General features: G+C 65.0%; 19 protein-coding genes. 7 read left to right on the top strand and 12 right to left on the bottom strand.

All coding sequences use genetic code 11. From position 1 onward, the window contains the following. Positions 1-16 precede the first annotated feature (16 nt). The 5 genes from nirD to G7026_RS03390 form a co-directional block, all read right to left on the bottom strand. Positions 17-400, bottom strand: coding sequence for a nitrite reductase small subunit NirD (gene nirD / locus G7026_RS03410; RefSeq protein WP_181069371.1), 384 nt, complete (start codon positions 398-400; stop codon positions 17-19). Next, a complete protein-coding gene (nirB, locus tag G7026_RS03405) occupies positions 400-2,958 on the bottom strand; it encodes a nitrite reductase large subunit NirB (RefSeq protein WP_181069370.1) in 2,559 nt (852 codons plus the stop codon). Before nirB ends, nirD begins: the two co-directional genes overlap by 1 nt. A gap of 442 nt (positions 2,959-3,400) precedes the next feature. Beyond that, positions 3,401-3,559 (bottom strand): hypothetical protein, encoded by a 159-nt coding sequence (locus tag G7026_RS03400; RefSeq protein WP_181069369.1) that lies wholly within the window; start codon positions 3,557-3,559, stop codon positions 3,401-3,403. Between the two features lie 91 nt (positions 3,560-3,650). After that, positions 3,651-4,967 carry a CitMHS family transporter gene (locus G7026_RS03395; protein ID WP_181069368.1) on the bottom strand — a complete coding sequence of 439 codons (1,317 nt, stop codon included), beginning with the start codon at positions 4,965-4,967 and terminating at the stop codon, positions 3,651-3,653. Positions 4,968-5,172: 205 nt separating this feature from the next. Beyond that, positions 5,173-5,700 (bottom strand): DUF3087 domain-containing protein, encoded by a 528-nt coding sequence (locus tag G7026_RS03390; protein WP_181069367.1) that lies wholly within the window; start codon positions 5,698-5,700, stop codon positions 5,173-5,175. Positions 5,701-6,020: 320 nt separating this feature from the next. On the opposite strand from G7026_RS03390, the gene G7026_RS03385 reads away from it, so the two are divergent. After that, positions 6,021-6,572, top strand: a complete 552-nt coding sequence (locus tag G7026_RS03385; RefSeq protein WP_181069366.1) for a cytochrome b — start codon at positions 6,021-6,023, stop codon at positions 6,570-6,572. A 99-nt stretch (positions 6,573-6,671) separates the two neighbouring features. Here the strand turns inward: G7026_RS03385 and hrpA are convergent, their stop codons facing one another. Next, on the bottom strand, positions 6,672-10,838 hold the full coding sequence (gene hrpA, locus G7026_RS03380) for an ATP-dependent RNA helicase HrpA (protein WP_181069365.1): 4,167 nt from the start codon (positions 10,836-10,838) through the stop codon (positions 6,672-6,674). Between the two features lie 254 nt (positions 10,839-11,092). Here hrpA and G7026_RS03375 point away from each other — a divergent pair, with 254 nt between their 5' ends. Next, the gene (locus tag G7026_RS03375) at positions 11,093-11,794 is read left to right on the top strand and encodes a hypothetical protein (protein WP_181069364.1); all 702 of its coding nucleotides are present in this window, start codon (positions 11,093-11,095) and stop codon (positions 11,792-11,794) included. Beyond that, positions 11,791-12,684 (top strand): hypothetical protein, encoded by an 894-nt coding sequence (locus G7026_RS03370; RefSeq protein ID WP_181069363.1) that lies wholly within the window; start codon positions 11,791-11,793, stop codon positions 12,682-12,684. Before G7026_RS03375 ends, G7026_RS03370 begins: the two co-directional genes overlap by 4 nt. 41 nt (positions 12,685-12,725) lie before the next feature. Here G7026_RS03370 and G7026_RS03365 read toward each other — a convergent pair whose 3' ends face one another. The 3 genes from G7026_RS03365 to fadD2 all read right to left on the bottom strand — a co-directional run bounded on the left by G7026_RS03365 (position 12,726) and on the right by fadD2 (position 18,148). Then, complete coding sequence (locus G7026_RS03365; RefSeq protein WP_181069362.1) at positions 12,726-14,327, bottom strand: M28 family peptidase; 1,602 nt, start codon at positions 14,325-14,327, stop codon at positions 12,726-12,728. A gap of 232 nt (positions 14,328-14,559) precedes the next feature. Then, positions 14,560-16,248, bottom strand: a complete 1,689-nt coding sequence (fadD1, locus tag G7026_RS03360) for a long-chain-fatty-acid--CoA ligase FadD1 (RefSeq protein ID WP_181069361.1) — start codon at positions 16,246-16,248, stop codon at positions 14,560-14,562. Positions 16,249-16,459: 211 nt separating this feature from the next. Then, positions 16,460-18,148, bottom strand: coding sequence for a long-chain-fatty-acid--CoA ligase FadD2 (gene fadD2, locus G7026_RS03355; protein ID WP_181069360.1), 1,689 nt, complete (start codon positions 18,146-18,148; stop codon positions 16,460-16,462). Between the two features lie 295 nt (positions 18,149-18,443). On the opposite strand from fadD2, the gene G7026_RS03350 reads away from it, so the two are divergent. From G7026_RS03350 to codA, 4 genes are all read left to right on the top strand, one after another. Beyond that, positions 18,444-18,914 (top strand): MaoC family dehydratase, encoded by a 471-nt coding sequence (locus G7026_RS03350; protein ID WP_181069359.1) that lies wholly within the window; start codon positions 18,444-18,446, stop codon positions 18,912-18,914. 266 nt (positions 18,915-19,180) lie between these two features. Then, complete coding sequence (gene codB / locus G7026_RS03345; RefSeq protein ID WP_181069358.1) at positions 19,181-20,464, top strand: cytosine permease; 1,284 nt, start codon at positions 19,181-19,183, stop codon at positions 20,462-20,464. Continuing rightward, on the top strand, positions 20,461-21,699 hold the full coding sequence (locus G7026_RS03340) for a PucR family transcriptional regulator (protein WP_181069357.1): 1,239 nt from the start codon (positions 20,461-20,463) through the stop codon (positions 21,697-21,699). The genes codB and G7026_RS03340 overlap by 4 nt, the downstream gene beginning before the upstream one ends. Next, positions 21,696-22,931, top strand: coding sequence for a cytosine deaminase (gene codA, locus G7026_RS03335; RefSeq protein ID WP_181069356.1), 1,236 nt, complete (start codon positions 21,696-21,698; stop codon positions 22,929-22,931). Before G7026_RS03340 ends, codA begins: the two co-directional genes overlap by 4 nt. A gap of 117 nt (positions 22,932-23,048) precedes the next feature. Here the strand turns inward: codA and G7026_RS03330 are convergent, their stop codons facing one another. From G7026_RS03330 to G7026_RS03320, 3 genes are read right to left on the bottom strand one after another with little or no spacing between them, the layout of a single operon-like run. Next, a complete protein-coding gene (locus G7026_RS03330; RefSeq protein WP_181069355.1) occupies positions 23,049-23,903 on the bottom strand; it encodes an efflux RND transporter periplasmic adaptor subunit in 855 nt (284 codons plus the stop codon). 9 nt (positions 23,904-23,912) lie between these two features. Continuing rightward, the gene (locus tag G7026_RS03325) at positions 23,913-24,116 is read right to left on the bottom strand and encodes a DUF1656 domain-containing protein (protein WP_181069354.1); all 204 of its coding nucleotides are present in this window, start codon (positions 24,114-24,116) and stop codon (positions 23,913-23,915) included. Continuing rightward, positions 24,106-26,094, bottom strand: coding sequence for an FUSC family protein (locus tag G7026_RS03320; protein ID WP_181069353.1), 1,989 nt, complete (start codon positions 26,092-26,094; stop codon positions 24,106-24,108). The genes G7026_RS03325 and G7026_RS03320 overlap by 11 nt, the downstream gene beginning before the upstream one ends. Between the last annotated feature and the right edge of the window lie 96 nt (positions 26,095-26,190).

Raw genomic sequence — 26,190 nt, 5'->3', positions numbered from 1 at the left:
CGGGCGTATCGGCGGTTCAGTCCAGGCCGATCTCCACCTGTTCGCCGTGGAGCCTTACCGGCCAGACGCGCAGACGTTGCTCGGGATACTCCACGCAGCTGCCGTCCTGTAGCCGGAAGTGCTGCTTGTACAGCGGCGAGGCGATCACCAGCTCGCCCTTGAGCTGGCCGATCAGGCCGCGGCCGATGACGTTCGCGCCGGACTTCGGGTCCTTGTTGTCGATGGCGAACACCTGATCGCCCGTTTCGGTGTCCGGCACATGGAACAGCGCGACCTGCTCGCCGTCGAGCCAGGCGACCACGCCGGAATTGGCGACCAGGTCCGCTCGCTGACACAGCGGATACCACCGCGCCGCACTGGCCGATCGGGACTCCACACGCAAGGCATTGGGCAGGTTCATCAGACCACCTCCTCTGTTACGGAAATAAGGTGCAGCTCGGAAACGCGGGCTGGCCGTGGCTGGCCGCGCTCCTTGACGAAATGGATGTCCGGGTCGGGGCGCGCGTCGTTGACGAAGGTGCGGAAGCGCTTGAGCTTCTCCTCGTCCTTGAGCGCGTTGGCCCACTCGCACTCGTAGGTGTCGACCACGTGCTGCATCTGCGCCTCGAGTTCGGCAGCGAGGCTCAGGCGGTCGTCGATGACCACCTGCTTGAGGTAATCCAGTCCGCCTTCCAGCGACTCGCGCCAGACCGAGGTGCGCTGCAGGCGGTCGGCGGTGCGCACGTAGAACATCAGGAAGCGGTCGATATAGCGCACCAGGGTGTCGTCATCGAGGTCGGTGGCCAGCAGCTCGGCGTGCCGTGGGCGCATGCCGCCGTTGCCGGCGACGTAGAGGTTCCAGCCCTTGTCGGTGGCGATCACGCCGACGTCCTTGCTCTGCGCCTCGGCGCACTCGCGGGTGCAACCGGAGACGGCGAACTTGATCTTGTGCGGCGCGCGCAGGCCCTTGTAGCGGTTCTCGAGGAACAGGGCCATGCCGACGCTGTCCTGCACACCGTAGCGGCACCAGGTGCTGCCGACGCAGGACTTCACCGTGCGCAGGCTCTTGCCGTAGGCGTGGCCGGTCTCGAAGCCGGCGGCGATCAGCTCGCCCCAGATGTCCGGCAGCTGGTGCAGCTGGGCGCCGAACAGGTCGATGCGCTGGCCACCGGTGATCTTGGTATAGAGGTCATATTTCTTCGCCACCTCGCCGAGCACGATCAGCTTGTCGGGGGTGATCTCGCCGCCGGCGATGCGCGGCACGATGGAATAGGTGCCGTTCTTCTGCATGTTCGCCATGAAGGTGTCGTTGGTGTCCTGCAGCGGAATCAGCGCCGGATCGGTGATCGGCTGGTTCCAGCAGGAGGCGAGGATCGAGCCCACCGCCGGCTTGCAGATGTCGCAGCCGACATGGCCGCGGCCGTGCTTGGCCAGCAGCTCATCGAAGCGCTTGATGCCTTCGACGCGGACGATGCCGTAGAGCTCCTGGCGGGTGTAGGCGAAGTGCTCGCAGAGGCTCTTGTCGACTTCGACGCCACGGGCGCTGAGTTCATGCTCGAAGACCTGCTTGAGCAGCGCCGCGCAGCCGCCGCAGCCGGTGCCGGCCTTGGTCGCGGCTTTCAGCTCGCCGAGATCGGTGACACCGGCATCGACCTGGCAGCAGACCGCGCCCTTGGTGACGTTGTGGCAGGAGCAGATCGTCGCGGTGTCCGGCAGCGCATCGGCGCCGAGCGCCGGGGCGCCCTCGCCCGCCGGCAGGATCAGACCCGAGGGTTCGGCCGGCAGCTTGATGCCGTTCTGCGCGTACTGCAGCAGGGTGTCGTAGTAGCTGTTGTCACCAACCAGCACGGCGCCGATCACCGTCTTGCCGTCCGGCGAGACCACCAGGCGGCGGTAGCTGGCGCGGGCCTCGTCGATAAAGCGGTAGCTCTTGCTGCCCAGAGTGGCGCCCTGGGCGTCGCCGATGGAGCCGACGTCCACGCCCAGCAGCTTGAGCTTGGTCGACATGTCGGCACCGGTGAAGGGCGCGTGCGCCTCTCCGGCGAGCTGCGCGGCAACGGTGCGGGCCATGCTGTAGCCGGGAGCGACCAGGCCGAACACGCTGCCATTCCAAGCGGCGCACTCGCCGATGGCGTAGATGGCCGGGTCCGAGGTGCGGCAGTCGTTGTCCACCGCCACCCCGCCGCGCGCGCCCAGTTCCAGCCCGGCGGCGCGGGCCAGGGCGTCCTGCGGGCGGATGCCCGCGGAGAAGACGATCAGGTCGGTTTCCAGGAAGTCGCCGTCCTGAAAGTTCATACGGTAGGCGTACGCCTCGCCGATGGCGATCTCCTGGGTGGCGCGCGACAGGTGCACGCCGACGCCCAGCGCCTCGATGCGTGCCTTGAGCGCCGCGCCGCCCTCGGCGTCGAGCTGCACCGGCATCAGCCGTGGCGCGAATTCGACGACATGGGCTTCCAGGCCGAGAGATTTCAGCGCGTTGGCCGCCTCAAGGCCGAGCAATCCGCCACCTACCACCACACCGCGGCGCGCGCCCTGTGCGGCGGCGCGGATGGCATCGAGGTCGTCAAGGGTGCGGTAGACCAGCCGTGAATTGCCCTCGGCGCCAGCGATCGGCGGCACGAAGGGATAGGAGCCGGTAGCGAGGATCAGCTTGTCGTAGGAATGACGACCTTCGGTGGTCACAACCTCGCAGCGCTCGCGATCGATCTCCAGCACCTGCACCCCCAGATGAGCGTGGATGCCGTGACGGGCGTAGTAATCGGCCTCGCACATCGCCAGGGATTCCGCGTCGCGCCCACCGAAATATTCCGAGAGATGGACACGGTCGTAAGCACGCTGGCGTTCTTCACCGAACACGTGAACCTCGTAGCGGCCAGTCGCGCCGCGCTCGACCAACTGCTCGATGCCGTGGTGGCCAACCATGCCGTTGCCGATGATGACCAGTCGTTCTCTGCCGATGGGGGAAACGATCGCGTTCATGCCCTGCCTACCTCTGTCGAAGCCGGTGCCAGCGTGCTGACACACAAAAAAAAACGCCTGGAGCTGACGAGCAGCTCCAGGCGCCTTTGCCTGTTCTTTAAGGTGAGGATCGAGCGCCGTTGCCCGACTCACCGGTCCGGCGCGGGTGCGCACGAGGGTCGCCAATGACCCTCCGGACTATGTAACCAGACGTTTTGCAGATTGCATGCCAGCAGGCGGAAAGCTGCCTTCGGACGCATCGTCCCGAACAGCGGAAAGCCCATGGACGTTGGGCTCAAGCGTTGAAGACGGGTATCAAGAAGGGGTATGACAGAGGGGTAGCGAGCAGGACGCTCGGTCGACCAATCGAACCACAACAGTGCATTACCACATTGACGATCACTGTTTCAGGGCGCCCGAGCTGACTCGGACCGGCTCCCTGAACGCCGAACCCTTGGAGCGTTCAGCGCGGCCAGGCGACCAACACCAGCCCCGGCACGATGAAGCAGGGGACCACATAGAAGAAGGGCGCGACCTCGGTTGTCAGGCCGAGCACGGCGAACACGGTGCCGATGGTCAACAGGGGAACACCAGCGATGAACAGTGGGGACGGGTTACGCATATGGATTCGCCGCGCCGTAGACAGGTCCGCTCACTATAGCCTTCGATGCATGGCGCGAGGGTTGCGTTCGTCCGCCCGCGCCAAATGGCCCTCAGAACAAGCCGATACCCCAGGCGACGGCGAACAGCACCAGGGAAAACGCCCACATCCACCACAACGAGTAACGGATGTGCCGCCCCAGATCCAGACCCGCCAGGCCCAGCGCCAACCACAATGCCGGCGAGAAGGGGCTGATGAAGGTCCCGATGATGTTGCCGATGGTCAGCGCGTACACCACGCTGGCCGGCTCGACACCATGGCTGGCGACGACTTCGAGCGTTACGGGCAGCAGACCAAAATAATAGGCGTCGGTACTGAGCATCAGCTCCATCGGCAACCCAAATATCCCTAGCACCACGTGCAGTTGGGGTACCAGCGAAGCCGGCAGCACCCTGACCAGGTCCTGCGCAATTGAAGTCAGCATTCCCGTTCCGGTGAAGATACCCAGCATCGAACCGGCCGCGAGGATGATCATCCCCATGTTCAGCGCGGCTGGCGCATGGGCGCCCACACGGCTCATCTGCACCTTGGCGCCGCGATAGTTGGCCATCAGCACCACGCACAGGCCAATCATGAAGATGTACCCGGCCGGCAGTACTCCGGTGAACAGCGACACCAGCACCACCAGGAAGATCAGGCCGTTGAGCCAAAGCCGGCCTGGCCTCAGCAGCGCCTGCGCTTCGGCCGACAGCGGTGCATCGAGGGACTGGATCTCCCCGTCGCCCGCCGAGCCAGCGCCTGCCGTGCCGGCCGCCGCGATCCGCCGGCGCTCGCGCACGCCCAGCAACACGGCCAGCATCACCAGCATAATCGCCCCGACCACCTGCAGCACGATCAGCGGCCGCCACAGTTCGGTTACTTCGATGCCGGTCACCGCCGCGGCGCGCCCCAGCGGGCCCGACCAGGGCAGCATGTTGAAGATGCCGGCGCCCAGGGCGAGCAGAAGCAGCATCAGGTACGGGTTCATCCGCAGTTCTTTATAAAGAGGCAGCAGCGCAGGGATGGTCAGCAGGAAGGTCGTCGCCCCTGCCCCGTCCAGATGGGCGAGCATGCCGATCACGGCGGTGGCGACCGATACGGCAATCACGTTGCCACGGGTCACACGTACCAGCCCGCCGATCAGCGGCCGGAACAGACCGGTATCCTGCAGCACACCAAAGAAGGTGATGGCGAAGACGAACATCGTCGCGATGGCAGTGACGCGACCGATGCCGTCATTGAAGAAGGCGGTCAGCTCCTGCGGACCGAAACCGGCGAACAGCGCGCCCACCAGCGGTACCACGATCAGGGGCAGGACAGGCGACATGCGCCCGATGAGCAGCAGCGCAACCAGGCTGCCGATGGTCAACAGACCGATCAGGGTCAACAAAGGGTATCTCCTCTTCTTCTTGTCAGGGCGTCGACGCGCGCTGGAGGAGACTACGGCGCAAAACTTTCACGAACCTTTATCCCGGCGCCCGCAGGGGGCCTGCCGGAGCCGGAAAGTGTCAGGGAATATGTCCCCCCGGCAGCGCAGAAAGCCGGACGCTCGTGCGCTCTTTCTGCACGGCCCTGCGCCAGGATGCGGCCCGGACTCAAGGCTTGAAGCGCTTGATCGCCTCGAGCCAGGCCGGATCGAGACGGTTCTGCTCCGCGTCGATGCCGAGGGACTCCAGCAGTGCCCGGTGCCCATCGATCTCGCGTACATGCTGGCTGAGCTCGGACAGATTGCCGTCGAGCCGATGCATCTGGGCCAGGCCCAGGTGATAGAAGCGCAGCAGTTTCAGCGCCTGCGGATCGCGCGCGGCGACGCCGGCCTTGACGTGATGCATCAGGTTGGTCACCCGCATCAGTGCGCGCTTGAGCTGCCAACCATAGACCGCCGGCGCCATCCACGCCGTGGGCCAGAGCGTCAACCGTACCAGGGCCACGGTGACGGCAAGACCGGCCAGCACGCCGAGCAGATTCCAACGGAAGTTGTCGCCGCCCTCCTCGCCGAACAGCCGTACCGCGAGCACCGAGAAGAGCATCCCAAGAACCGCGAACAGTGCGGTGAGGGACAAGGCGATACGCCGGGTTTGCTGACGATAACGGTCAGCCTCTATGGGTTGCAGCTCGAACATGCGGACTCCTGAGGTTGCAGAGGCCGGAAATCCCGGCCGAGAGAGCGAAACAGACGCAGCCCGCCAGCCTCCGGCAAGGCCGTCTTTTCATTCTTTTTACCTTTATTGACGCCTTCGGGCGTTGCCCATGCCACCGATCCTTCGCATTATCGCCAGGCGCCCCGCCCGACGCTCCTGCGAGATTGCCGCAAGCCCGCGTCGCAGAGCCGTCGGAAGGCGCCGAGTCGGGTCAGTCCTCTGGACTGTCCTGGCGTTACCTCACGCGAGTCCACGGCTGGCCTGCTCCCGCCAACCCGACGCACCTACCAAGGAGGACGCGAATGAAACGCGCACAGTTCCAGCTCCATGACACCCCGGCCCGCTACGGCACCGCGAGCCGGTTGTTTCACTGGGGAATGGCCCTGATCCTGGCCTGGCAGTTCGCGACGGCACTCGCGCACCTGCTGCTCGAGGATACGGCAATCGAAGGGTTTCTCTGGGCCACCCACAGGACGGTCGGGCTGCTGCTGATCCTGCTCGTGGTCGCCCGTGGGCTGTGGTCGCTGCATAACCGCGGCCACCGACCCGCCTCACTGAGCCCCATGGCGACGCTGGGCCACATGGCCCTGTATGCCCTGATGGTGATCGTCCCGCTGCTCGCATTGCTGCGCCAGTACGGCTCGGGCCGCGCCTTCGAGCCCTTCGGCCTGCCCCTGATGCCCGGCTTCGAAGGCGCGCGCATCGACTGGATGATGGCGCCGGCCAACCTGCTGCACAGCTGGCTCGGCTGGCTGCTGCTGGCGCTGATCGTCGGCCATGTGGCGATGGTCTTCATCCATCGGCGGCGCCCACAGGACGAGGATGTACTGGCGCGCATGCTGGGCGATCGCTGAGCAACCAGGCCAGATAAGGCAAGGCGCCCTTCCCCACGCCTTGCCTGCAACAGTTCCCGCTATTCGTTAGCGGAAAACGGTGCGCCCTCTCGCCGCCGGTCACGCGTCCACTTGCGCCCACTGCTTGTTCAGACGCTTGTCGGACACCGCCATTTTCGTTCCCAGTTGCTGGGCCCACAGCGATACGCGGTATTCCTCCAGCATCCAGCGGTACAGCGCCAGCTCCGGATCGCGCTTGCCTTCCTGCTGGTGCTTCTTCAGGCGCGCCTGATACTGCTCCCAATAGCCGGCCAGCTCGCCCGCCCAGACGCGGTCCCGTTGCAGCTGCGCGCCGATCTTGTCGAAGCGCTGCTCCACCGCCTTGAGGTAGCGTGGGTATTCCTTCAGCCATTCGGCCGGCGTTTCGCGCACGAAGCCGGAGTAGACCAGGTTGCCCAGCTGCGCTTTGATGTCGTTGAGCGCCACCGCCTGGGCCAGATCGATCTTGCCCTTGAAGCGCTTCTGCAGGCCGTGCCAGAGCTTTAGGATGTCGAGCACGAGGCGCGCTAGGCGCTCGGCGTGGGCCGTCCAGTCACCTCGTTTCTTCTCGGCCAGCAAGGCCAGCGTGGCGCCGTCGCGCGGCAACTGGGCTTCGCCGTCGAGGATGCAGCTGTCCAGGCTGGCCAGCAGGATGTCCTCGACCAGCGCATCGATCTTGCCCAGGTCGCGGTGCAGCAAGCCCAGCTCGGTGAGGCCCGGCAGTTTGTTGCGCAGGAACCTGGCCGACTCGGCCAGTTGTTGCAGCAGCAGCCGCTGCAGCGCGCGGCGGTGCTGGAAGTCGGCTTCGGCCTGGGTCGGGAAACGACCTTCCTTGACCACACCGCCCTCTTCCACCAGTGCCGGGTAGACCGTCATCGACAGCCCCGCAATCTTCTGCTGGGCCTTTTCCGCTACTTCAGCGAAGCCCCTGGCCTCGACCGGCTTCTGTTCGGCTTTCTGCCGTGGAGCCGCCAACGCCGCCTGGCTGGCTTCGTTGAAACGCGCCGTCAGCTCGGCCAGGTCTCGTCCTTCGCCGAGGAACTTGCCCTGGGCATCGACCACTTCGATGTTCATCTTCAGATGGTTTTCGAGCCCGATGGCCGCTTCGCCCCAGGCCTCGTCCGGCACGCGCGCGCCGGTCATGCGCAAGAGTTCGCGACCGAGCACCTCGGGCAACGAGCCTTCGCCAAAGGTGATCTTCGAAAGCGCTGCACCAACGAAATCCGGCACCGGCACGAAGTTCTTGCGAATCGCCTTCGGCAGGCCGCGCACCAGCGCGACGGCCTTGGCTTCGATCAGGCCCGGCACCAGCCAGTCGAGACGCTCGGAACGCAGTTGCGGCAACAGCGGCGCCGGCACACGCAGCGTCACGCCGTCGCGCGGATGGTTGGGCTCGAAGTGGTATTCCAGCGGCAGCGACAGCTCGCCGATACGCAAGCTATCCGGGTATTGCGAGGCGGTGACTTCACGCGCCTCGCGGGCGAGCACGTCCTCTTCGCGCATGACGAGCAGTTGCGGATCTTTCTGGCTTTCGCGCTTGTACCAATTCTCGAAGCTCGCCGCCTGGTAGATATCGACGGGCACGCGCACATCGTAGTAACCGAACAGGGTTTCCTCGTCGGCAAGGATGTCGCGGCGGCGCGCCTTGGCTTCCAGCTCATCCATGCGTTCGAGCAGCTCGCGGTTGGCCGACAGCGCGCGGGCGCGGCTGTTGATCTCGCCGCGCACCAGCCCTTCGCGGATGAACAGCTCGCGTGACGCGACCGGGTCGATCGGGCCGTAATGCACCGGGCGGCGGCCAACGACGATCAGCCCGTAGAGCGTCACCTGTTCGTAGGCGACCACCTGCCCGCGCTTTTTTTCCCAGTGCGGCTCGAAGTGGTTCTTCTTGACCAGATGGCCAGCCAGCGGCTCGATCCAGTCCGGCTCGATCTTGGCCACCATGCGGGCGAACAGTTTGGTGGTCTCGACCAGTTCGGCGGCCATGATCCAGTTTGGCTTCTTGCGGCCGATCACGCTTGAGGGATGCACCCAGAAGCGCCGCTGACGCGCGCCAAGAAAGTCGCCCTCCTCAGTCTTCTGGCCGATGTGGCTGAGCAGGCCGGCGAGGATCGCCTTGTGCACGGCGGCGTAACCCTTGGCCTTCTGCGCGGCTTCGCTGGCTTCGGCCTGCTGGACGAGCTTGGCGTTGACCCGCTTGTCCGTGGTGCGCACCGGCTCCTCGGCATGGGCACGCATCTTTTCCTTGCTGGCACCCTCCCTTTCTGCGGCGCCAGCCTCTTCGCGGTCGAGACCGCTCCGACGGCGGCCGGTGGTGTCCTGGTGGGAGCGGTCTTGACCGCGATCTTTCGCTCCAACGCCACCCTGTTCGCGGTCGGAACCGCGGGTTTGGGCATCGAGCTTGAGCTCGCGCACGATCAGCAGCAGCTGGCGATGGGCATCGCGCCATTCGCGAAGGCGGAGATAGTTAAGAAAATTCTTCCGGCACCAGCTGCGCAGCGCGTTGGAGCCCAGCGCCTGGCGCTGCTCCTCGAAGCCGCGCCAGAGGTTGATCAGCGCGGCGAAATCGGAATCCGGGTCCTTCCACTGGGCGTGGGCCTGGTCGGCCTGGGTCTGGCGGTCGGCCGGGCGTTCGCGCACATCCTGCACCGACAGCGCGCTGGCGACGATCAACACCTCGGCCATGCTCCCGAGCTGCGCCGCTTCGAGCAGCATGCGGCCCAGACGTGGATCGATCGGCAGGCGGGCCAGCTGGCGACCCAGCGGGGTCAGCTGGTTCTCGCGGTTGACCGCCGAGAGTTCCTGCAGGAGGTTGAAACCATCGCTGATGGCCTTGCCATCCGGAGGCTCGATGAAAGGGAAGTCCTGAATGTCGCCCAAGCGCAGGTGCAGCATCTGCAGGATGACGGCGGCAAGGTTGGTGCGCAGGATTTCGGGGTCGGTGAATTCGGGCCGTCCGAGGAAATCCTCCTCGCTGTACAGACGGATGCAGATGCCTGGCTCGACCCGCCCACAGCGGCCCTTGCGCTGGTTGGCGCTGGCCTGGGACACCGCCTCGATCGGCAGGCGCTGCACCTTGGCGCGGTAGCTGTAGCGGCTGATGCGTGCGGTACCCGAGTCGATCACGTAGCGGATGCCAGGCACTGTCAGCGACGTCTCGGCCACGTTGGTGGCCAGCACGATCTTGCGTCCCGGTCGCGGCTGGAAGATCTTCTGCTGCTCGGCCGGGGTCAGGCGTGCGTACAGCGGCAGCACCTCGGTGAACTTCAGGTTGGCCTTGCGCAGCATTTCCGCGGCGTCGCGGATCTCGCGCTCGCCAGGCAGGAACACCAGCACGTCGCCGGGGCGCTGGCCGACGCTCTTCTCGTGCGCGGCGATCTCGTCCAGCGCGGCGAGGATGCCCTGGTCGACGGTCAGGTCGTCCTCCAGGCGCTCGCCGTCCTCGTCGGTCTCGGCGGCCAGCGGGCGGTACCAGGTTTCCACCGGGTAGGTACGCCCGGACACCTCGATGATCGGCGCGTTGTCGAAGTGCTCGGAAAAGCGCTCCAGGTCGATGGTCGCCGAAGTGATGATCACCTTCAGATCCGGCCGGCGCGGCAGCAGGGTCTTCAGAAAACCCAGCAGGAAATCGATGTTGAGCGAACGCTCGTGGGCTTCGTCGACGATGAGGGTGTCGTACTTTTCCAGGAAACGATCATGCTGCGTCTCGGCCAGCAGGATGCCGTCGGTCATCAGCTTGATCAGGGTCTGGTCGGTGCTCTGATCCTCGAAGCGCACCTGATAGCCCACGCCCTCGCCCAGCGGCGTGCCGAGTTCTTCAGCGACTCGGGTGGCGACGCTGCGCGCGGCCAGACGTCGTGGCTGGGTATGGCCGATCAGCCCGTGCACGCCGCGCCCGATCTCGAGGCAGATCTTGGGCAGCTGGGTGGTCTTGCCCGACCCGGTCTCGCCGGCGATCACCAGGACCTGGTGCTTCGAAAGCGCAGCCTTGATCTCGTCGCGCCTGGCCGCGATCGGCAGCGCATCGTCATAGCGAACGGTGGGCACGCTGCGGCGGCGCGCCTCGACCTTGGTGACCGAAGCCTGGAAACGTTCGAGCCACTGGGCGAACCTGGCCTCGTTCCAGGACGGCGTGCCCGACGTCTTGCGCAGCTCGTGAAGCTGTCGGCGCAGGCGATGGCGATCGGCGTTGAAAACCTGATCGAGGTTCTTGTGCAGGGTGTCGAAGGCGGGCGTTGCGTCGGTCATGGACAGCCGTGGGCAATACGTGAAAGCGCGATTGTCGCAGATTTGCCCGGCCAGCCGAAAACGTCCTGCGGACCCGCGCAAAGGGGGCGGGTTCATTCGCGGACGTGTTTTTTGACGCCATGAAATGCGAGGCACGTCTCACGCGTGATAGGAAGTCGCGCAGTTGGCGGCCATTGCTCGCCCCATTAATAGCCATATGCCACTAACCATCAATAGAATCGCCGCCCCTGATCACCCTCAAAAGGACTTGTACCGTGAAACTGTTCAGACTGTTTTTTCTGCTCCTGACCGCGGCCTGGCTGACCGGCTGCGCCTCGCCCCAACTACCGATCGCACTGGAAGACTCCATCTGGAGTGAACGCGACAAGACCATCGGCGTCGCCATCGTCGAACTGCCCAAACCCTCGGTCCAACTGATCGGTAACCAGGGCCTACTGGATCTGGCGATCAATACCGGCCTGGCCGCAGGCCTGCGCAGCAAGGTCGAGACCTGGGAGCTCGCCAGCGTCGAGGACATCCCCCAAAAGCTGGCGGATGAGCTGACCCAGCGCGGCTACAAGGCCAAGGTGCTGCCGGCGCTCAAGCTGTCCGACTTCAAGGAAAGTGGCGCCAAGCTCGGATATGCCAAGCAGGATTTCACACCGCTGCGCCAGCAACAGCAGGTCGACAAGCTCATTCTGGTCTCCCTGAGCGTTGCCGGAACCCTGCGTAGCTACTACTCGATCATGCCCACCAGCGACCCGCTGAGCCAGGTTGGTGGCCTGACCCAGGTGATCGATCTCGAGGACAACCGCCTGGCGTTCTACCAGACGTTTGGCTCCACCCGCGCAGCCGACGGCGAGTGGGACGAAGGCCCGGACTACCCGAACCTGACCAACGCCTTCTACCAGGCCCTGGATGAAAGCGAGCAGCGAATCCTGGCACCCTTCCGTCCCGAGATGCTGAGCGCGCAATGATCGGTCGGCCGCTACTGCTGGTGCTGCTGTTCGCTCTCGCGGGCTGTAGCGCACCTCAGCCGTTGCGCCCACACATCGATCAGGATCCTGCCGCCCTGCTCAAGGCTTACGGCTATCGCGTCGAGGTCGATGTGAGCGAGGCGCGGCTGGTCCAGGGCGACGTGATGGTCGATGGCCGGAAGATGCTCGAACATGCCCGCAATTCGGCGCCTGCGGTGCAGGTCTCCGGCCAGGGCGGTTCGATGGGGGCTTCGGCCGCTGGCGTGATGATCGGTGGCCTGTTGGTCAGCCAGTTGAACAGGACGCGCGTACACAGCGAGGCTCGGAGCGAGGCCGACCAACAAGTGGCACCGTTGCGTCTGGCAACCGCCGGGACGGGCCTCGATCGCTGGTTCGAGCAACAGCTTCGCGACGAGCTGGCGGCGGGCTCGATCGGCGCGCTCAGCGAAGCCAGCCCCTACCTGCTGCGCTTCGAGCCCCAGGCCGAACTCGGCCACACCTTCGAGAGCACGCGGCTGATCAGCGAGGTCACGCTCAGCTTCGGGCACGAGGTGCTTTATAAAGGGCGGATAGAGGTGCTGGACGCCGCACCCTGGAAGGCCGACTCCACAGCCAACATCGGGCTCGATCCGTGGCTGGTCGACCAGGCGCAGCCTTATCGGGACGCGTTGCGTACGAACCTCGTCGAAACCCTGCGTATCCTGGCGCTGGACCTGGAGTCCGGGCACTTCGCCGATAGCCCGGGCCGCGAACAGACGCTGCGTTACACCCTTGGTACCGGGCGTTTCGTGGAACGCGGGCGGTTGCTCGCCGACGATGGGCAACGCGCGTTGTTCATGGACCTACGCGGCTGGCTGAAATCGGTGCCGCTGCAGGCCACCGCACACTGAAGGGAGCTACGCCGGCTCGATGCCGGCGTAGCCCATCGGCCTCACTTGATCCAGTCATGCCCCCAGTGAGTACGCTCGCGGACCACTTGCTGACGCAGGATGGTCGCGCCTTGAGCCGCTTCGGCGGCCGCTATCTCGTCGTCGATGACCTTGGTCGACAGCGACAGCCAGCTGGTGGCGAACGCCAGGGCATCGCCGTGCAGCTCCAAGGCGTCCATGTCGATGTTGCCGAGGTCGTCGCAGGCCTGGTGGTAGCAGGCATCGTAGGGCTCGCCGGCCGCACCGCCATAGCGCTGCGCCTGCTCGACGGTCTTGATGCCTTCCGCGCCGGTGAACAGGCCGCCAAAGGCGATGCCGTCGTCGAAGAACTGCGCGTAGTCGGAGCGGAAGTCGATCTCGGTGCCCTCCGACGCCGCGCCACGCAGACGGAAGTAGCTCTGTAACAGCCGTTCGATGGCCGCCGAACCGGGCGGGCCCTGCAAACCGAAATCCGAGCCGTCGCCGTCATAGATGAAGTTCGCGTAGTTCGGCGAGCCGATCATGTCGACGTTGAGGTAGGCCTTGATGCGTGCCTTCTCCTCATCGGCCAGCTGATTGACGTAGTAGGTCGAGCCCACCAGCCCCGACTCCTCGGCGCCCCACCAGGCAAAGCGGATCTTGTTCAGCGGCTGGGCGCGACGCAGCAATACCGCCATTTCCAGCACGGCGGCGCTGCCCGACCCGTTATCGTTGATGCCGGGGCCTTCGAACACCGAGTCAAGATGCGCACCGACCATGATCACGTTGTTCGGGTCGCCGCGCCGGGTTTCGGCCAGCACGTTGAAGGTCTCGGTGCGCTCACGCACGACGTCCACCGAGAAGCTCAGCTGCAGACCGGGCGTGTTGGCCCAGGCGACGCCATTGGCGTAGGTCGCAAAGATGACCGGCAGCCCTCCCTGGTAATCGTCGCCCAGGGTTGCATTGGTGAGCTCGGTGCGGTCTTCGGTGTTGCCCTGGTTGAAGATGACCACGCCGATCGCACCGGCATCGGCGGCATTTTGCGCCTTGACCGCGAAGTCGCAGGTGCCACGCTGGATCAGCGCGATCGCGCCGCTCGGGAATCCTGCAAAGTCCTCCGGCTCGCAGCCGCTGCTGGAGGTATTGCCGGCGCCTAGGGCAAGGTCGACCGCGAACACCGGCCCGCTGACGCTGCCGGCCTCGGTTTGCGAAAGGTAGGTGAAATCCTCCTCCCAGACGTAGCTGGCCGGCTGCGGCGCCACGGCCGACAAGGTGCCAGGCCCGACCGGGTAGTAGGCGGAAAACGGAAACGCCTGGATCGAAACCTGGTAGCCGGCCTTTTCCAGCGTGCTGCGCACGTAATCCACCGAGGCCTGATAGCCGGGCTGCCCCGAAGCGCGATTGCCGTTGAGCGTGGCGATATCCTGCAGCGCTTCCAGACGTTCCATCACATTGGTGGCCTGCATGCAACGCGGCAGGCCTATGGGCGAGCTGACCAGCAGGATCGAATTGCAGACCGCCGCGTTGGGCTTGTCGGGAGACCAGAGGTCGTCGAAGGCCCCGATCTCCAGAGGTGGCGCGGCAAAAGCGGTCGAGGAAGCTAACGCGAGGGAACCCACTACCTGACAAACATTCTTCTTATTCATAGGTAACTCATCCTTCATGGACGAACATGGTTGGGCAGGCCGGCGGTGGCATTCGCCGTGCGTACGCCACTGTCCCCTACAGCTTCCAGCGGACGCGACCTGGTCACTAGACTGGGCTCGCCGCCCCCGGTTCTCGGCGTTGCGCCAGTCAGGCCTGCAGCTGGTCGGGTTTTTTTGCGCCCATGAAAAAGCCCGCCGAAGCGGGCCTTTTTCCTACAGCGCGTGCCGGCGATTACGTCTTGCCAAGTTTCTTGAGTTCCTGATCACGCAGCTCGCGCCGCAGGATCTTGCCGACATTGGTGGTCGGCAGGCTGTCGCGGAATTCCACGGTCTTGGGCCGCTTGTAGCCGGTGACGTTGTCATGCATGTGCTGCATGACCTGCTCCTTGGTCAGGCTCTCGCCCGGCTTGGTGACCACGAAAAGCTTGATCGCCTCGCCCGACTTCTCGTCCGGGACACCGATCGCGGCGCACTGCAGCACGCCCGGCAGGGTCGCCAGGACATCCTCCAGTTCGTTCGGATAGACGTTGAAACCGGACACCAGAATCATGTCCTTCTTGCGATCGACGATGCGCATGTAGCCGTCTTCCTGGATCACACCGATATCGCCGGTCTTGAGCCAGCCGTCGGCGTCCAGAATCTCGTCGGTGGCGTCCTGGCGCTGCCAGTAGCCCTTCATCACCTGCGGACCTTTGACACACAGCTCGCCAATGGATCCCATCGGCAGGTCGTTGCCCTCATCATCGATGACCTTGCACTGAGTCGAGGGCATCGGGATGCCGATCGTGCCGATCTGGATGTTCTGGAAAGGGTTCACCGAGACCACCGGGCTGGTTTCGGTCATGCCGAAACCTTCGCAGATGGGGCAGCCGGTGACTTCGGCCCAGCGCTCGGCAGCGGCCAGCTGCAGCGCCATGCCACCGGAAAACGTGGCCTTGAGCGACGAGAAATCGAGCTTGCGGAAGCCTTCGTTGTTGCACAGGGCAACGAACAGGGTATTCAGGCCGACGAACCCGGTGAAGCGGTACTTGCCCAGATCCTTGACGAAGGCCGGAAGATCGCGCGGGTTGGTGATCAGCACGTTGTGCGCACCGATCAGCATCATCGTCATGCAGTGAAAGGTAAACGCATAGATGTGGTACAGCGGCAGCGGCGCGACCATCACCTCGCAGCCCTCGCCCAGCTCGGTGCCCATCAGGGCACGGCACTGCAGCATGTTGGCGACGATATTGCGGTGCGTCAGCATCGCGCCCTTGGCCACGCCCGTGGTGCCGCCGGTGTACTGCAGCACGGCGGTGTCGTTGCTGGCCGGATTGGCTTCGGTGACCGGCTTGCCACGGCCCATGGCCATGGCGTCGTTGAAGCGCACCGCCTGCGGCAGGTTGTAGGCGGGCACCATCTTCTTCACGTGCTTGACGACGGCGTTGACCAGCACCCGCTTGACTGTCGGCAGCATGTCGCCGACCTCGGTGATGATGACCCGCTTGATGCCGGTGCGTGGCAGCACGGCCTCAGCCAGGTGCGCCATGTTGGCCAGGCAAACGAGCGCCTTGACGCCGGAGTCGTTGAACTGGTGTTCCATCTCCCGCGCGGTGTACAGCGGGTTGGTATTGACCACGATCAGCCCGGCGCGCAGGGCACCGAACACCACGACCGGGTACTGCAGCACGTTGGGCATCTGCACGGCGATGCGATCGCCGGGCTTGAGGTCGGTGTGCTGCTGGAGATAGGCCGCGAATTGGCCGGAGAGCGAAAAGAGTTCGCCATAGGTCAGGGTCTTGCCGAGATTGCTGAACGCCGGCTTGTCGCCGAAACGCTCGCATGCGTACTTCAATACCGCCTGGATGTTCTGGTAAGCGTCGGGATCGATCTCGCTTGCTACCCCGACAGGATATTTATCCTTCCAGAAGTTATCGGTCATAACCCCACTCCTAAGCGACAGCGTTGACTGCGCATGATGGCAGCCGTTTTGTTGTGTTTTGTTAACTTTTGTACCGCGATACCGGCAAAAAGCGGGCCTGAGGTTAGCAGTTTTGCCCCCAGCCGAACAGTGTCCACTTTCTATCGAGCCGGCAAAAAAATGACCGAAGCAAAGGCTTCGGTCATTTATCGCAGCGTGTGTTGCGGGGGTGTCAGGCGATGTCGCGCAGTTCCCGGCGCAGTATCTTACCGACTGGCGTCATCGGCAGCGAATCCCTGAAGACGAAGTGCCTGGGAATCTTGTAGCCGGTGAAGTTTTCCCGGCAGTAGGCCTGCAGCTCCTCGACGGTGAGCGCCTTGTCGCTCGGCACCACGAACAGCTTGACCGCCTCGCCGGATTTCTCGTCCGGGACACCGACGGCCGCGCAGGCGGTAACCTTCGGATGGGCCATGACCACTTCTTCGATCTCGTTGGGGTAGACGTTGAAACCCGAGACGATAATCAGGTCCTTCTTGCGGTCGACGATGCTGACGAAGCCGTCGTGATCGATCACGGCGATATCACCGGTCTTCAGCCAACCCTCCTCGTCGAGCACCTCGGCGGTCGCTTCGGGACGCTGCCAGTATCCCTTCATCACCTGCGGGCCCTTGACGCAGAGCTCGCCGCGCTCGCCGAGCGGCAACTCGTTGCCCTGCTCGTCGATAACCTTCAGTGCGGTGCCCGGCACCGGCAGGCCAACGGTACCCAGCCGGGACCGTTCACCGTGCGGATTGGCGCAGACCACCGGCGAGGTTTCGGTCAGGCCATAGCCTTCCACGACCGTCACGCCGGTAATGCTGCGCCAGCGCTCGGCCACCGCGGCCACCAGTGCGGTACCGCCGGAATTGGTGCCCTTGAGCGCCGAGAAATCGATCTTCTTGAAATCCGGATGCGACATCAGTGCGACGAACAGGGTGTTGAGGCCGAGGAAGCCAGTGAAACGCCACTGTTGCAGCTCCTTGACGAAGGCGTTGATGTCGCGCGGGTTGGTGATCAGGACGTTGTGGTTGCCGGTCACCATCATGCACATGCAATTCACGGTGAAGGCGTAGATATGATAGAGCGGCAGCGGCGCGATCATCACTTCCTGGCCTTCCCTGATGATCGGATGGCCGTCTTCGCCCAGCTGCTGCATGTTCGCCCGCGCCTGCTGCATGTTGGCGACCAGGTTGCCATGGCTGAGCATTGCGCCCTTCGCCACGCCGGTGGTGCCGCCGGTGTACTGCAGCACCGCGATATCGTCGAGAATCGTCGACACCGGCTTGAGGCTGTGCCGTGCACCATCGCGCAATGCGGCCTTGAACGGCACCGCCTGTGGCAGCTGGTAGTCGGGCACCATCTTCTTCAGGTGTTTGACCGCGGCATTGATCAGCAGGCCCTTGAGCGGCGGCAGCATGTCGCCGATGCGCGCCTCGATCAGGTATTCGATATCGGTGTCCGGCAGAACCTCCTGCACCTGTTTGCCGAAGGTATTGAGGTAGACCAGCGCGCGCGCGCCGGAGTCCTTGAACTGGTGCTTCATCTCCCGCGTGGTGTACAGCGGGTTGGTGTTGACCACCGTCAGGCCCGCACGCAGCGCGCCGAACACGGCGATCGGGTATTGCAGCAGGTTGGGCATCTGCACGGCGATGCGGTCGCCGGGCTTGAGGTCGGTGTGGTTCTGCAGATAGGCGGCGAACGCGGCGGAATAGCGCGACAGGTCCGCATAGGTGAGCGTGACGCCCATGTTGCTGAAAGCGGGGCGATCGGCGTACTGCTTGCAGCTTCGCTCGAACACCTCGATCACCGAACGATACCCTCCCAGATCGATCTCGTTCGGTATGCCCACGGGACGTTTGTCATTCCAGAAATCAGGTTGCATTGTTCTTGGCCTCTTTACCTGAGTTTGTCTGGCCCGCGCAGGGCGGACTGCCGCGAACTTAGCAGCTTGGCAAGAAGGCGCAAGGGCTCGCCCGGCTCCATCAGCGGTGTGAATCTTCCATCACCTTGCTGCCTCCGAAACACCCGCCACCCAGGCGCCGGCCGCGCCAATCGGCCGTTACGTGCCTGGGAGGCCATCCGTGGCGTCCAAGCCTCACAGCCCATCCGGGCAGTACCGGGTAATATCCGGATACAGACCCCGGCCGTGACTCGCCGGTCATATTCAAGGAGCGCCCATGAGCACCCTCAGCAATACCCCCTACGAAGCCCTGGAAGTCGGTCAGAAGGCCTCCTACAGCAAGACCGTCGAAGAGCGCGATATCCAGCTGTTCGCCGCGATGTCGGGGGACCACAACCCGGTGCACCTGGACGCCGAATTCGCCGCCTCCACCATCTTTCGCGAGCGCATCGCCCACGGCATGTTCAGCGGTGCGCTGATCAGCGCCGCGGTCGCCTGCGAGCTGCCTGGCCCTGGCACCATCTACCTCGGTCAGACGATGCGCTTCGCGCTGCCAGTCAAGCTCGGCGACACCCTGACCGTTCGCCTGGAAATCCTCGAGAAGCTGCCCAAGTTCCGCGTACGCATCGCCACACAGGTGTTCAATCAGCGCGACGAAATGGTGGTCGACGGCGAAGCCGAGATTCTCGCGCCGCGCAAGGCGCAGACCGTCGAAATCAAGGCCGTGCCGACCGTCAGCATCGGCTGACGAGCACGCCGTCCTCTCAGGGCCCGCCGTCGCGGGCCTTTTTTTCGCGTGCGAAAGCGGTGCAGGCGCGCGCCGTCTCGCACCAAAGCGACTCACGCATTGTTCGCATATCACAAGGAAACACGACCTAAAGCGCCCTACCCCCCGAATCCATTGTGCAGCAAGCACAACCTACACCGGCATTTTCGAACGTTCGCCCCACGCCGAGCGAACTGGCATGGCGACTGCTAGAGCGATGACTTCACTTACACTGTGGAGTTACGGACATGACTCAAGCACGCCAAGGCGACAGCGACTTCCCGTTGAGCGAGGTCCCTGCCAGCGCCCGCAAGGGCCTGTTTTCCACCTCGATCATGCTGTTCGGCTTCACTTTCTTCACCGCCACCATGTTCGCCGGCGGCCGCATCGGCATGGCGTTCGACTTCACCACCCTGCTCTGGGCCGCGGTCATCGGCAACTTGCTGTTGGGTGCCTATGCTGCCGTGCTCGGGCTGATCGCCTGCCGCAGCGGGCTGAACTCGGTGCTGATGGGGCGCTTCTGCTTCGGCGAGATGGGCAGCAAGCTGTCCGACATACTGCTGGGCTTCACCCAGGTCGGCTGGTACGCCTGGGGAACGGCCACCATCGCCCTGGTGCTGGTGAAGATTCTCGGCCTGCCTGAGGGGCTGACCATCCCGCTGATGGTGCTGTTCGGCTTCGGCTTCTGCGTTACCGCCTTCGTCGGCTACAAGGGCCTGGACCTGCTCTCGCGCTTCGCCGTCCCGGCGATGCTCGCCCTGCTCGTCTGCTCGCTGTGGATCGCCACGCGCGACGTGGGCGGCCTGGATGCGCTGATGGCCATCGAGCCCAGCGAAAGCATGACCTTGAGCGTCGCCATCACCATGGTCTTCGGCACCTTCGTCAGCGGGGCCACCCAGGCCACCAACTGGACACGCTTTGCCAAGAACGGCCGCGTCGCGGTGCTGGCGAGCCTGATCGGCTTTTTCATCGGTAATGGCCTGATGATCATTGCCGGCGCCTACGGTGCCATCGTCTACCAGCAGCCTGACGTCGTCGAAGTGCTGGTCCTGCAGGGCCTGTCGATGGCTGCGGTGGTGATGCTGTTCCTCAACCTCTGGACCACCCAGGACAACACCATCTACAACTTCGCCGCGGCCGGCTGCAACCTGCTGCGCACCGGGCGTCGCCGGCTGGTCACCCTGGGCGGTGCGGCGATCGGCACGCTGCTGGCGATTGGGGGCATGTCGGACATGCTTATCCCCTTTCTGATTCTGCTCGGCTCGATCATCCCGCCGATCGGCGGCGTGATCATGGCCGATTACTTCTATGGCCATCGCGGCCGCTATCCGGCCCTGGCCGACAGCCAACTGCCGACCTTCAACTGGGTGGGCCTGGCGGCCTACTTCATCGGTGCGCTGTGCGCCTATCTGTCGCCCTGGATTGCGCCCATCGTCGGCATCCTCGTCGGCGCGCTGGCCTACGTCCTGCTGTTCGAAGCGCAGCGCGCGCTGCTGGGGCGCAACGCGGCCCTGGCCGAACCGCGCGCATGAGCCTGACGGTCGCCGATGTGCTGGCCCTGCCCGGCCTGGAGAGCCTGCGCCTGCGTTCAGGCGCCGCCGGGCTGAACAATCCGGTGCGCTGGCCCTATGTCGCCGAGAACGAAGGCATCGCCGACTGGGTGATGGGTGGCGAGCTGGTGTTCGTCACCGGCATCAACCATCCGCGCGACGAAGCCAACCTGCTGCGGTTGCTCGGCGAAGCTCAGGAGCGGGTCACGGCCGGTGTGGTGATCCTGACCGGCGAAGAATTCATCCATACCATTCCCGAGCCGGTGATCGCCGAGGCCGAGCGCCTAGGCGTGCCGCTGCTGGAGCAGCCCTACCAGCTGAAAATGGTGGTGGTCACCCAGGCGATCGGTACCGCCCTGGTGCAGGAGCAGATGCGCGGGCGCTCGCGCGAACATGTCCTGCAGCAATTGCTGGAGGGCGACTACCAGTCGCTGGATGTACTCCTGCAGCGTGCCGACAGCCTGCACCTGCCGCTGGCGGTGCCGCGTCAGGTCGCCCTGATCAAACTCGAGGACAGCGAACGACTGTTCACCGACGAGCCGGCCGATCATGCCGAGCGCCGCCTTCAGGCGAGCCGCCAGCGACTGCAACGGCGCCTCGAGCAAGCACTCAACGAGCTTGGCGACCCCTTGCCGCTGGTGTGCCAGGGCGAGCACTGGATCGCCCTGTTCCCCGCGCCTACCACCCATGCGCAGACCAATCGTCAGGCGCTCGCCGCGGTGCTGGATGAGCTGAACCAGAACCTGTCACCCTTGCGCCTGTTCGCCGGCCTCAGCGCCAGCGGCCATGGACCGGGGCAACTCATCACGGCCCTGGGCGAGGCACGCCAGGCGCTGGTGGCTGCACAATCGTTTCCGGAGCGCCTGGGCCTGTGTTGCTTCAGCGAGCTGGGCGTACTCGAATTGCTTGGCGCGATTCGCGACCGCAGCCTGCTGGACCGCTTCGTCGACAACGTGCTCGGCGCGCTGATCGGCGACGACTCGCGCCGCGAGCCGGTGCTGATGCCGACCCTGGAGGCCTGGTTCCACGAAAACGGCAACCTGGCGCTAGCGGCTCAACGGCTGGCGGTGCACCGCAACACCCTGGGCTATCGCATGCAGCGTATCGAAGCGCTGACCGGCTGCTCGTTCAGCGATCCGCACGATCGACTGAACGTTGCCGTCGCCCTGATGATCTGGCGGCTGTCGTCGCCCCGATACACGAGGAGTACCCCATGAACATCGTCAACGCCCGTCTGCGTGGTAAAGAAGGGTTGTTTCGCATCGAACTCGAAGGCGAGCGCATCGCCGCCATCGCTCCCCAGCCCAGTCCGGCAGAAACCACGGTAGGCGACCTCGATGCGGCATCGAACCTGGTCACCGCGCCCTTCATCGAACCGCACATCCACCTCGACGCGACCCTCACTGCCGGCGAGCCGGCCTGGAACATGAGCGGCACCCTGTTCGAGGGCATCGAGCGCTGGGGCGAGCGCAAAGCCCTGGTGACCCATGAAGACAGCAAGGCACGGGCGAAGAAGACCATCGACATGCTGGTCGACCACGGCATCCAGCACGTGCGTACCCACGTCGACGTGACTGACCCTACCCTCGCCGCGCTCAAGGCCATGGTCGAGGTCCGCGACGAGACCCGTCACCTGATCGACATGCAGATCGTGGCCTTCCCCCAAGAGGGCATCGAATCCTTCGAAGGCGGTCGCCACCTGATGGAAGAGGCCGTCGCCATCGGCGCCGATGTGGTCGGCGGCATCCCGCATTTCGAGAACACCCGCGAACAGGGGGTCAGCTCGATCCACTTTCTGATGGACCTGGCCGAGCGCAAGGGTCTGCTGGTGGACGTGCACTGCGACGAAACCGACGATCCGCACTCGCGCTTTCTCGAAGTGCTCGCCGAACAGGCCCGGGTGCGCGGCATGGGCGCGCGGGTCACCGCCAGCCATACCACGGCCATGGGCTCCTACGACAATGCTTACTGCTCCAAGCTGTTCCGCCTGCTGAAGATGTCGGGGATCAACTTCATTTCCTGCCCGACCGAAAGCATCCACCTGCAGGGCCGTTTCGACACCTATCCCAAACGCCGTGGACTCACCCGCGTGGCGGAGATCGACCGCGCCGGCATGAACATCTGCTTCGCCCAGGACTCCATCGTCGACCCCTGGTACCCGCTGGGCAACGGCAACATCATGCGCATCCTCGAAGCCGGGCTGCACATCTGCCACATGCTCGGCTACGAGGATCTGCAGCGCGGCCTAGACCTGATTACCGACAACAGCGCGCGCACGCTGAACCTGGGCGAAGGCTATGGCCTGGAACCCGGCCGTCCGGCCAACCTGCTGATCCTGTCGGCGCCCAGCGACTACGAGATGATCCGCACCCAGGGTTACGCCCTGGCATCGATCCGCAAAGGCAGGCTGCTGATGCAGCGCACGCCCGCGCGGGTGGAGCGCTGCTAAGGGGAGATGTAGGGTGGATGGCGCTTCATCATCCACCACCCTGGGCCAGCCATGGTGGATGAGAAGAGCGCCATCCACCCTACGTCTGCCATGCCACGATTCGGTCGTGCTTCTCCCCTACTCCTCCACGACCTGCACGCTGGCGGTCATACCGGCGCTCAACTCGGTGCCTTCGGGCAGGCTGTCGAAGCGGATGCGCACCGGAATGCGCTGGGCCAGCCGCACCCACTGGAAGGTAGGCTCCACGTCGGCCAGTAGCTGGCTGTCGGGGTTGGCGTTGCGGTCGGTGATGCCGCGGCTGATGCTCTCGACCCGGCCGCTCAGGGGCTCGCCGCTGCTCATCGGCCAGATGCGCACCGGATCGCCGACGCGGATACCCGGCAGCTTGGTTTCCTCGAAATAGGCCTGCACGTAGAACGAGCCGTCCGCCACCAGCGCCATCACCGGCTCGCCGGCCGAGACATGGTTGCCTTCGGCGAGCCGCAGGTTGGTCACCTGGCCCGCGCGCGGCGCATGTACGTCGGAGCGCTCGAGGTTGAGCTCCGCAACCCTGACCTCGGCCTGGGCCTCGCGGTATTGCGCTCGGGCGATGGCCGCGGCGATCTGCGCATTTTCCTTTTGCTCATCGCTGATCGACTGGCGCAGCTGCGAACGACGAGCCGCCTCGTGCTCGCGCAAGCGCAGCTCCTGATTCCGCGTCTCGGCCACCGCACGGGCCTTGTCCAGCGCCGCCTGATAACGTTCGCGGTCGATGCTGAGCAGCACCTGTCCCGCCTCGACGTGCTGGTTGTCGCGCACCGCGAGGGAAACCACCCGGCCCGAAACATCGGGCGCGACGGTGACCACGTCGGCGCGTATCCGCGCATCCCGCGTCCAGGGCGAAATCAGGTAGTGATGCCAGAGGCTGTAGCCGGCGACCACGGCCAGCAGCACCACGGTCAGGGTCACGGCGACACGAATTGCAGTGCGCATGCAAAGCTCCTACAGACGAAAAAGGACGGCGACCACGACGCCCAGTACACAGACGAATAACGCGCAATCGAACAGCGCTTCATGCCAGATCCAACGTCCCAGGCCCGCCGCGCGCAGCAGCATGCGCAGGCCAAGGGTCAGCACCAGCGCCAGCACCGCGGCTGGCAGGAACGGACTGACCAGCACCCCGCCCAGGGACCATTCATGCCACATCGGCTGTTTCCTCCTGCAAACGGCACCATTGCCGCCAGCTGCGCCTGAGCTGTTCGACCGCCGCCTCGCCCAGGCGCCGCGCCTCGCCCGGCGCTGCACTGGCGAGCACCTCGTGAAGGCGCTCGGCCGGCGTGTCGAGCCAATCCCTTCGCTGCGGCGAAGGGCCTTGTATCAGCACCTTCTGCAATGCCTGCAGCGCCTGCATCTGGATGCCCTGCTCGGCCGGCCTGGCGGCGGCGAGGCACAGGCGCAAGTGCAGCAGCTCGTCGCCCATATCCAGCCCGAGCAGGCCGTCGTCCCAGCGCTTGCGCCGCTCCGGTGGCAGGATCGAATGGTGCCGCGCCAGTTGCAGCAGGCGGTCTGCCATGCGTCCGGCGAACCAGGTCTCGGCACCGGCCAGGCGCCGCGAGGTCAGCTCCCCGAGGTCACGCAGGGTCGCCTCGAGCAATCGCCGCCCGTGCCAGGCGGGATGGCGCAGGCTGATCAGGCGAAACGCGGCCACGGCGCAACCGACTCCAATCAGCATGGCGATGGCCTGATCGAAAAAGTAGGCCACGTCGAACCGCATGAGATTCTGCGGCTCGACCAGCACGATGGTGTGCAGGCAAAACGACGTGGCCGTACCCGCCAGCGCGGGGCGCGCCATGCCCAGCGCGCCGAAGAACAGCGGCACGCCGAGCCCCAGGCAGAGCATCGCAAAGCCGCTCCACTGTGGAAGCAACAACTGGCCGACGACGAAGGCGACCGGAATCGCCATCGCGATGCCGCGCAGGAAGCTGAAGCCGATCTGCACCGCGTTGTCGCGGCTGGCGAACAGCCCGCAGACCACTGCCGCGAGGATCATCGCGCCCACCGCGGCGGTCCAGCCGGTGAACATCCAGAAGGTCGCCAGCGCGGTGAACGTCAGCGCACTGCGAAGCCCGTACGCCAGCGCCAGAGCGAGGTCACGATGGGCCGCCAGCTCGCCGCTCCGATCTTCGGGCTCCCGCCCCTCTTCGACCGCCTCCAGGGCTTCGCTGGCCGCCGCCGCATACTCAAGCAGCAAGGCCAGGCGACCGAGGCAGTAATGCAGGTTGGCGCCCAGATCTGGCTGCCGGGCTTCGCCGATCAGGCGCTCGCGCAGCGCCCGCAGCGTTTTCAGGTCAGGCGACTGCAAGGCGGCACGCACCTCGTCGAGCCAGGGTGCGAGCTGCACGCGCTCGGCTTCGGAAAGCTCGCGCAGCTGGCGGCGCACGGCCCGTGCAGTGCGCAACAGCGTCAGTAGACGCGCCCCGAGCGCACGTACGCCCCTGGCCCGTATGCGTCCGCGAGGCCCTTCGAACCAGGCGTGCTCACGCTGGGCATCCACCGCAACGATCCGCCCAAGCATTTCCAGCAGCCCTTGGCGGTCCGGTTCTCCCGGTTGCAGCGAAGCCTGGGCACTGGCGAGCGCGGAGCGCCAGGCGGCCTCTGCCTGCTGCGCCAGTTGCAGCTGGACCCGTTGCGGCCAGAGCACCGCGCTGGTCAACGTCGCGCAACTGATGCCGAGGAGGATCTCGGTACAGCGCGCCACTGCGTGGTCGAACACCAACACCGGCTCGGCCAGCGCCGGCAGGCCGATCAGCATTACCGTGTAACCGGCCAGCACGAAGGAATAGGACCAGGCACTGCGCAGCAGCGTCGAAGCGGCGGTGCAGAGCCAGAGCCAGGCCGCGAGGCATCCGAGGAACAGCCAGGGCGCCTGGGCTGCGAGCCCCATCAGAACCACCGCCATGCAGGTGCCGACCAGCGTGCCGATCACCCGCGCCAGGCCCTTCTGCAACACCATGCCGGACAGCGGCTGGGCGACGATGAAGGCCGTCATCATCGCCCACTGCGGCTGCTCCAGATCGAAGCGCATGGCCAGCCATAGCGCCAACCCAGCGCCGAGCAGGGTCTTGCAGGCGAACTGAAGAGCCGCTTTGTCGGGAAAGATGAATGGCTGGAGGGCGTTTGGCACGACAGCGTAGGCTCGGTGAGGTCAATCGGCACGTTGGACATCTGACAGGTCCACACCGATTAAATTATTAGCTAGCTAACTAATAACCGCAACGCG

The organism is Stutzerimonas azotifigens (assembly GCF_013522725.1).
Taxonomy (GTDB): Bacteria; Pseudomonadota; Gammaproteobacteria; order Pseudomonadales; family Pseudomonadaceae; genus Stutzerimonas; species Stutzerimonas azotifigens_A.
Note: the sequence above shows the minus strand (reverse complement) of the source record. Positions and strands in the feature narration are given on the sequence as shown.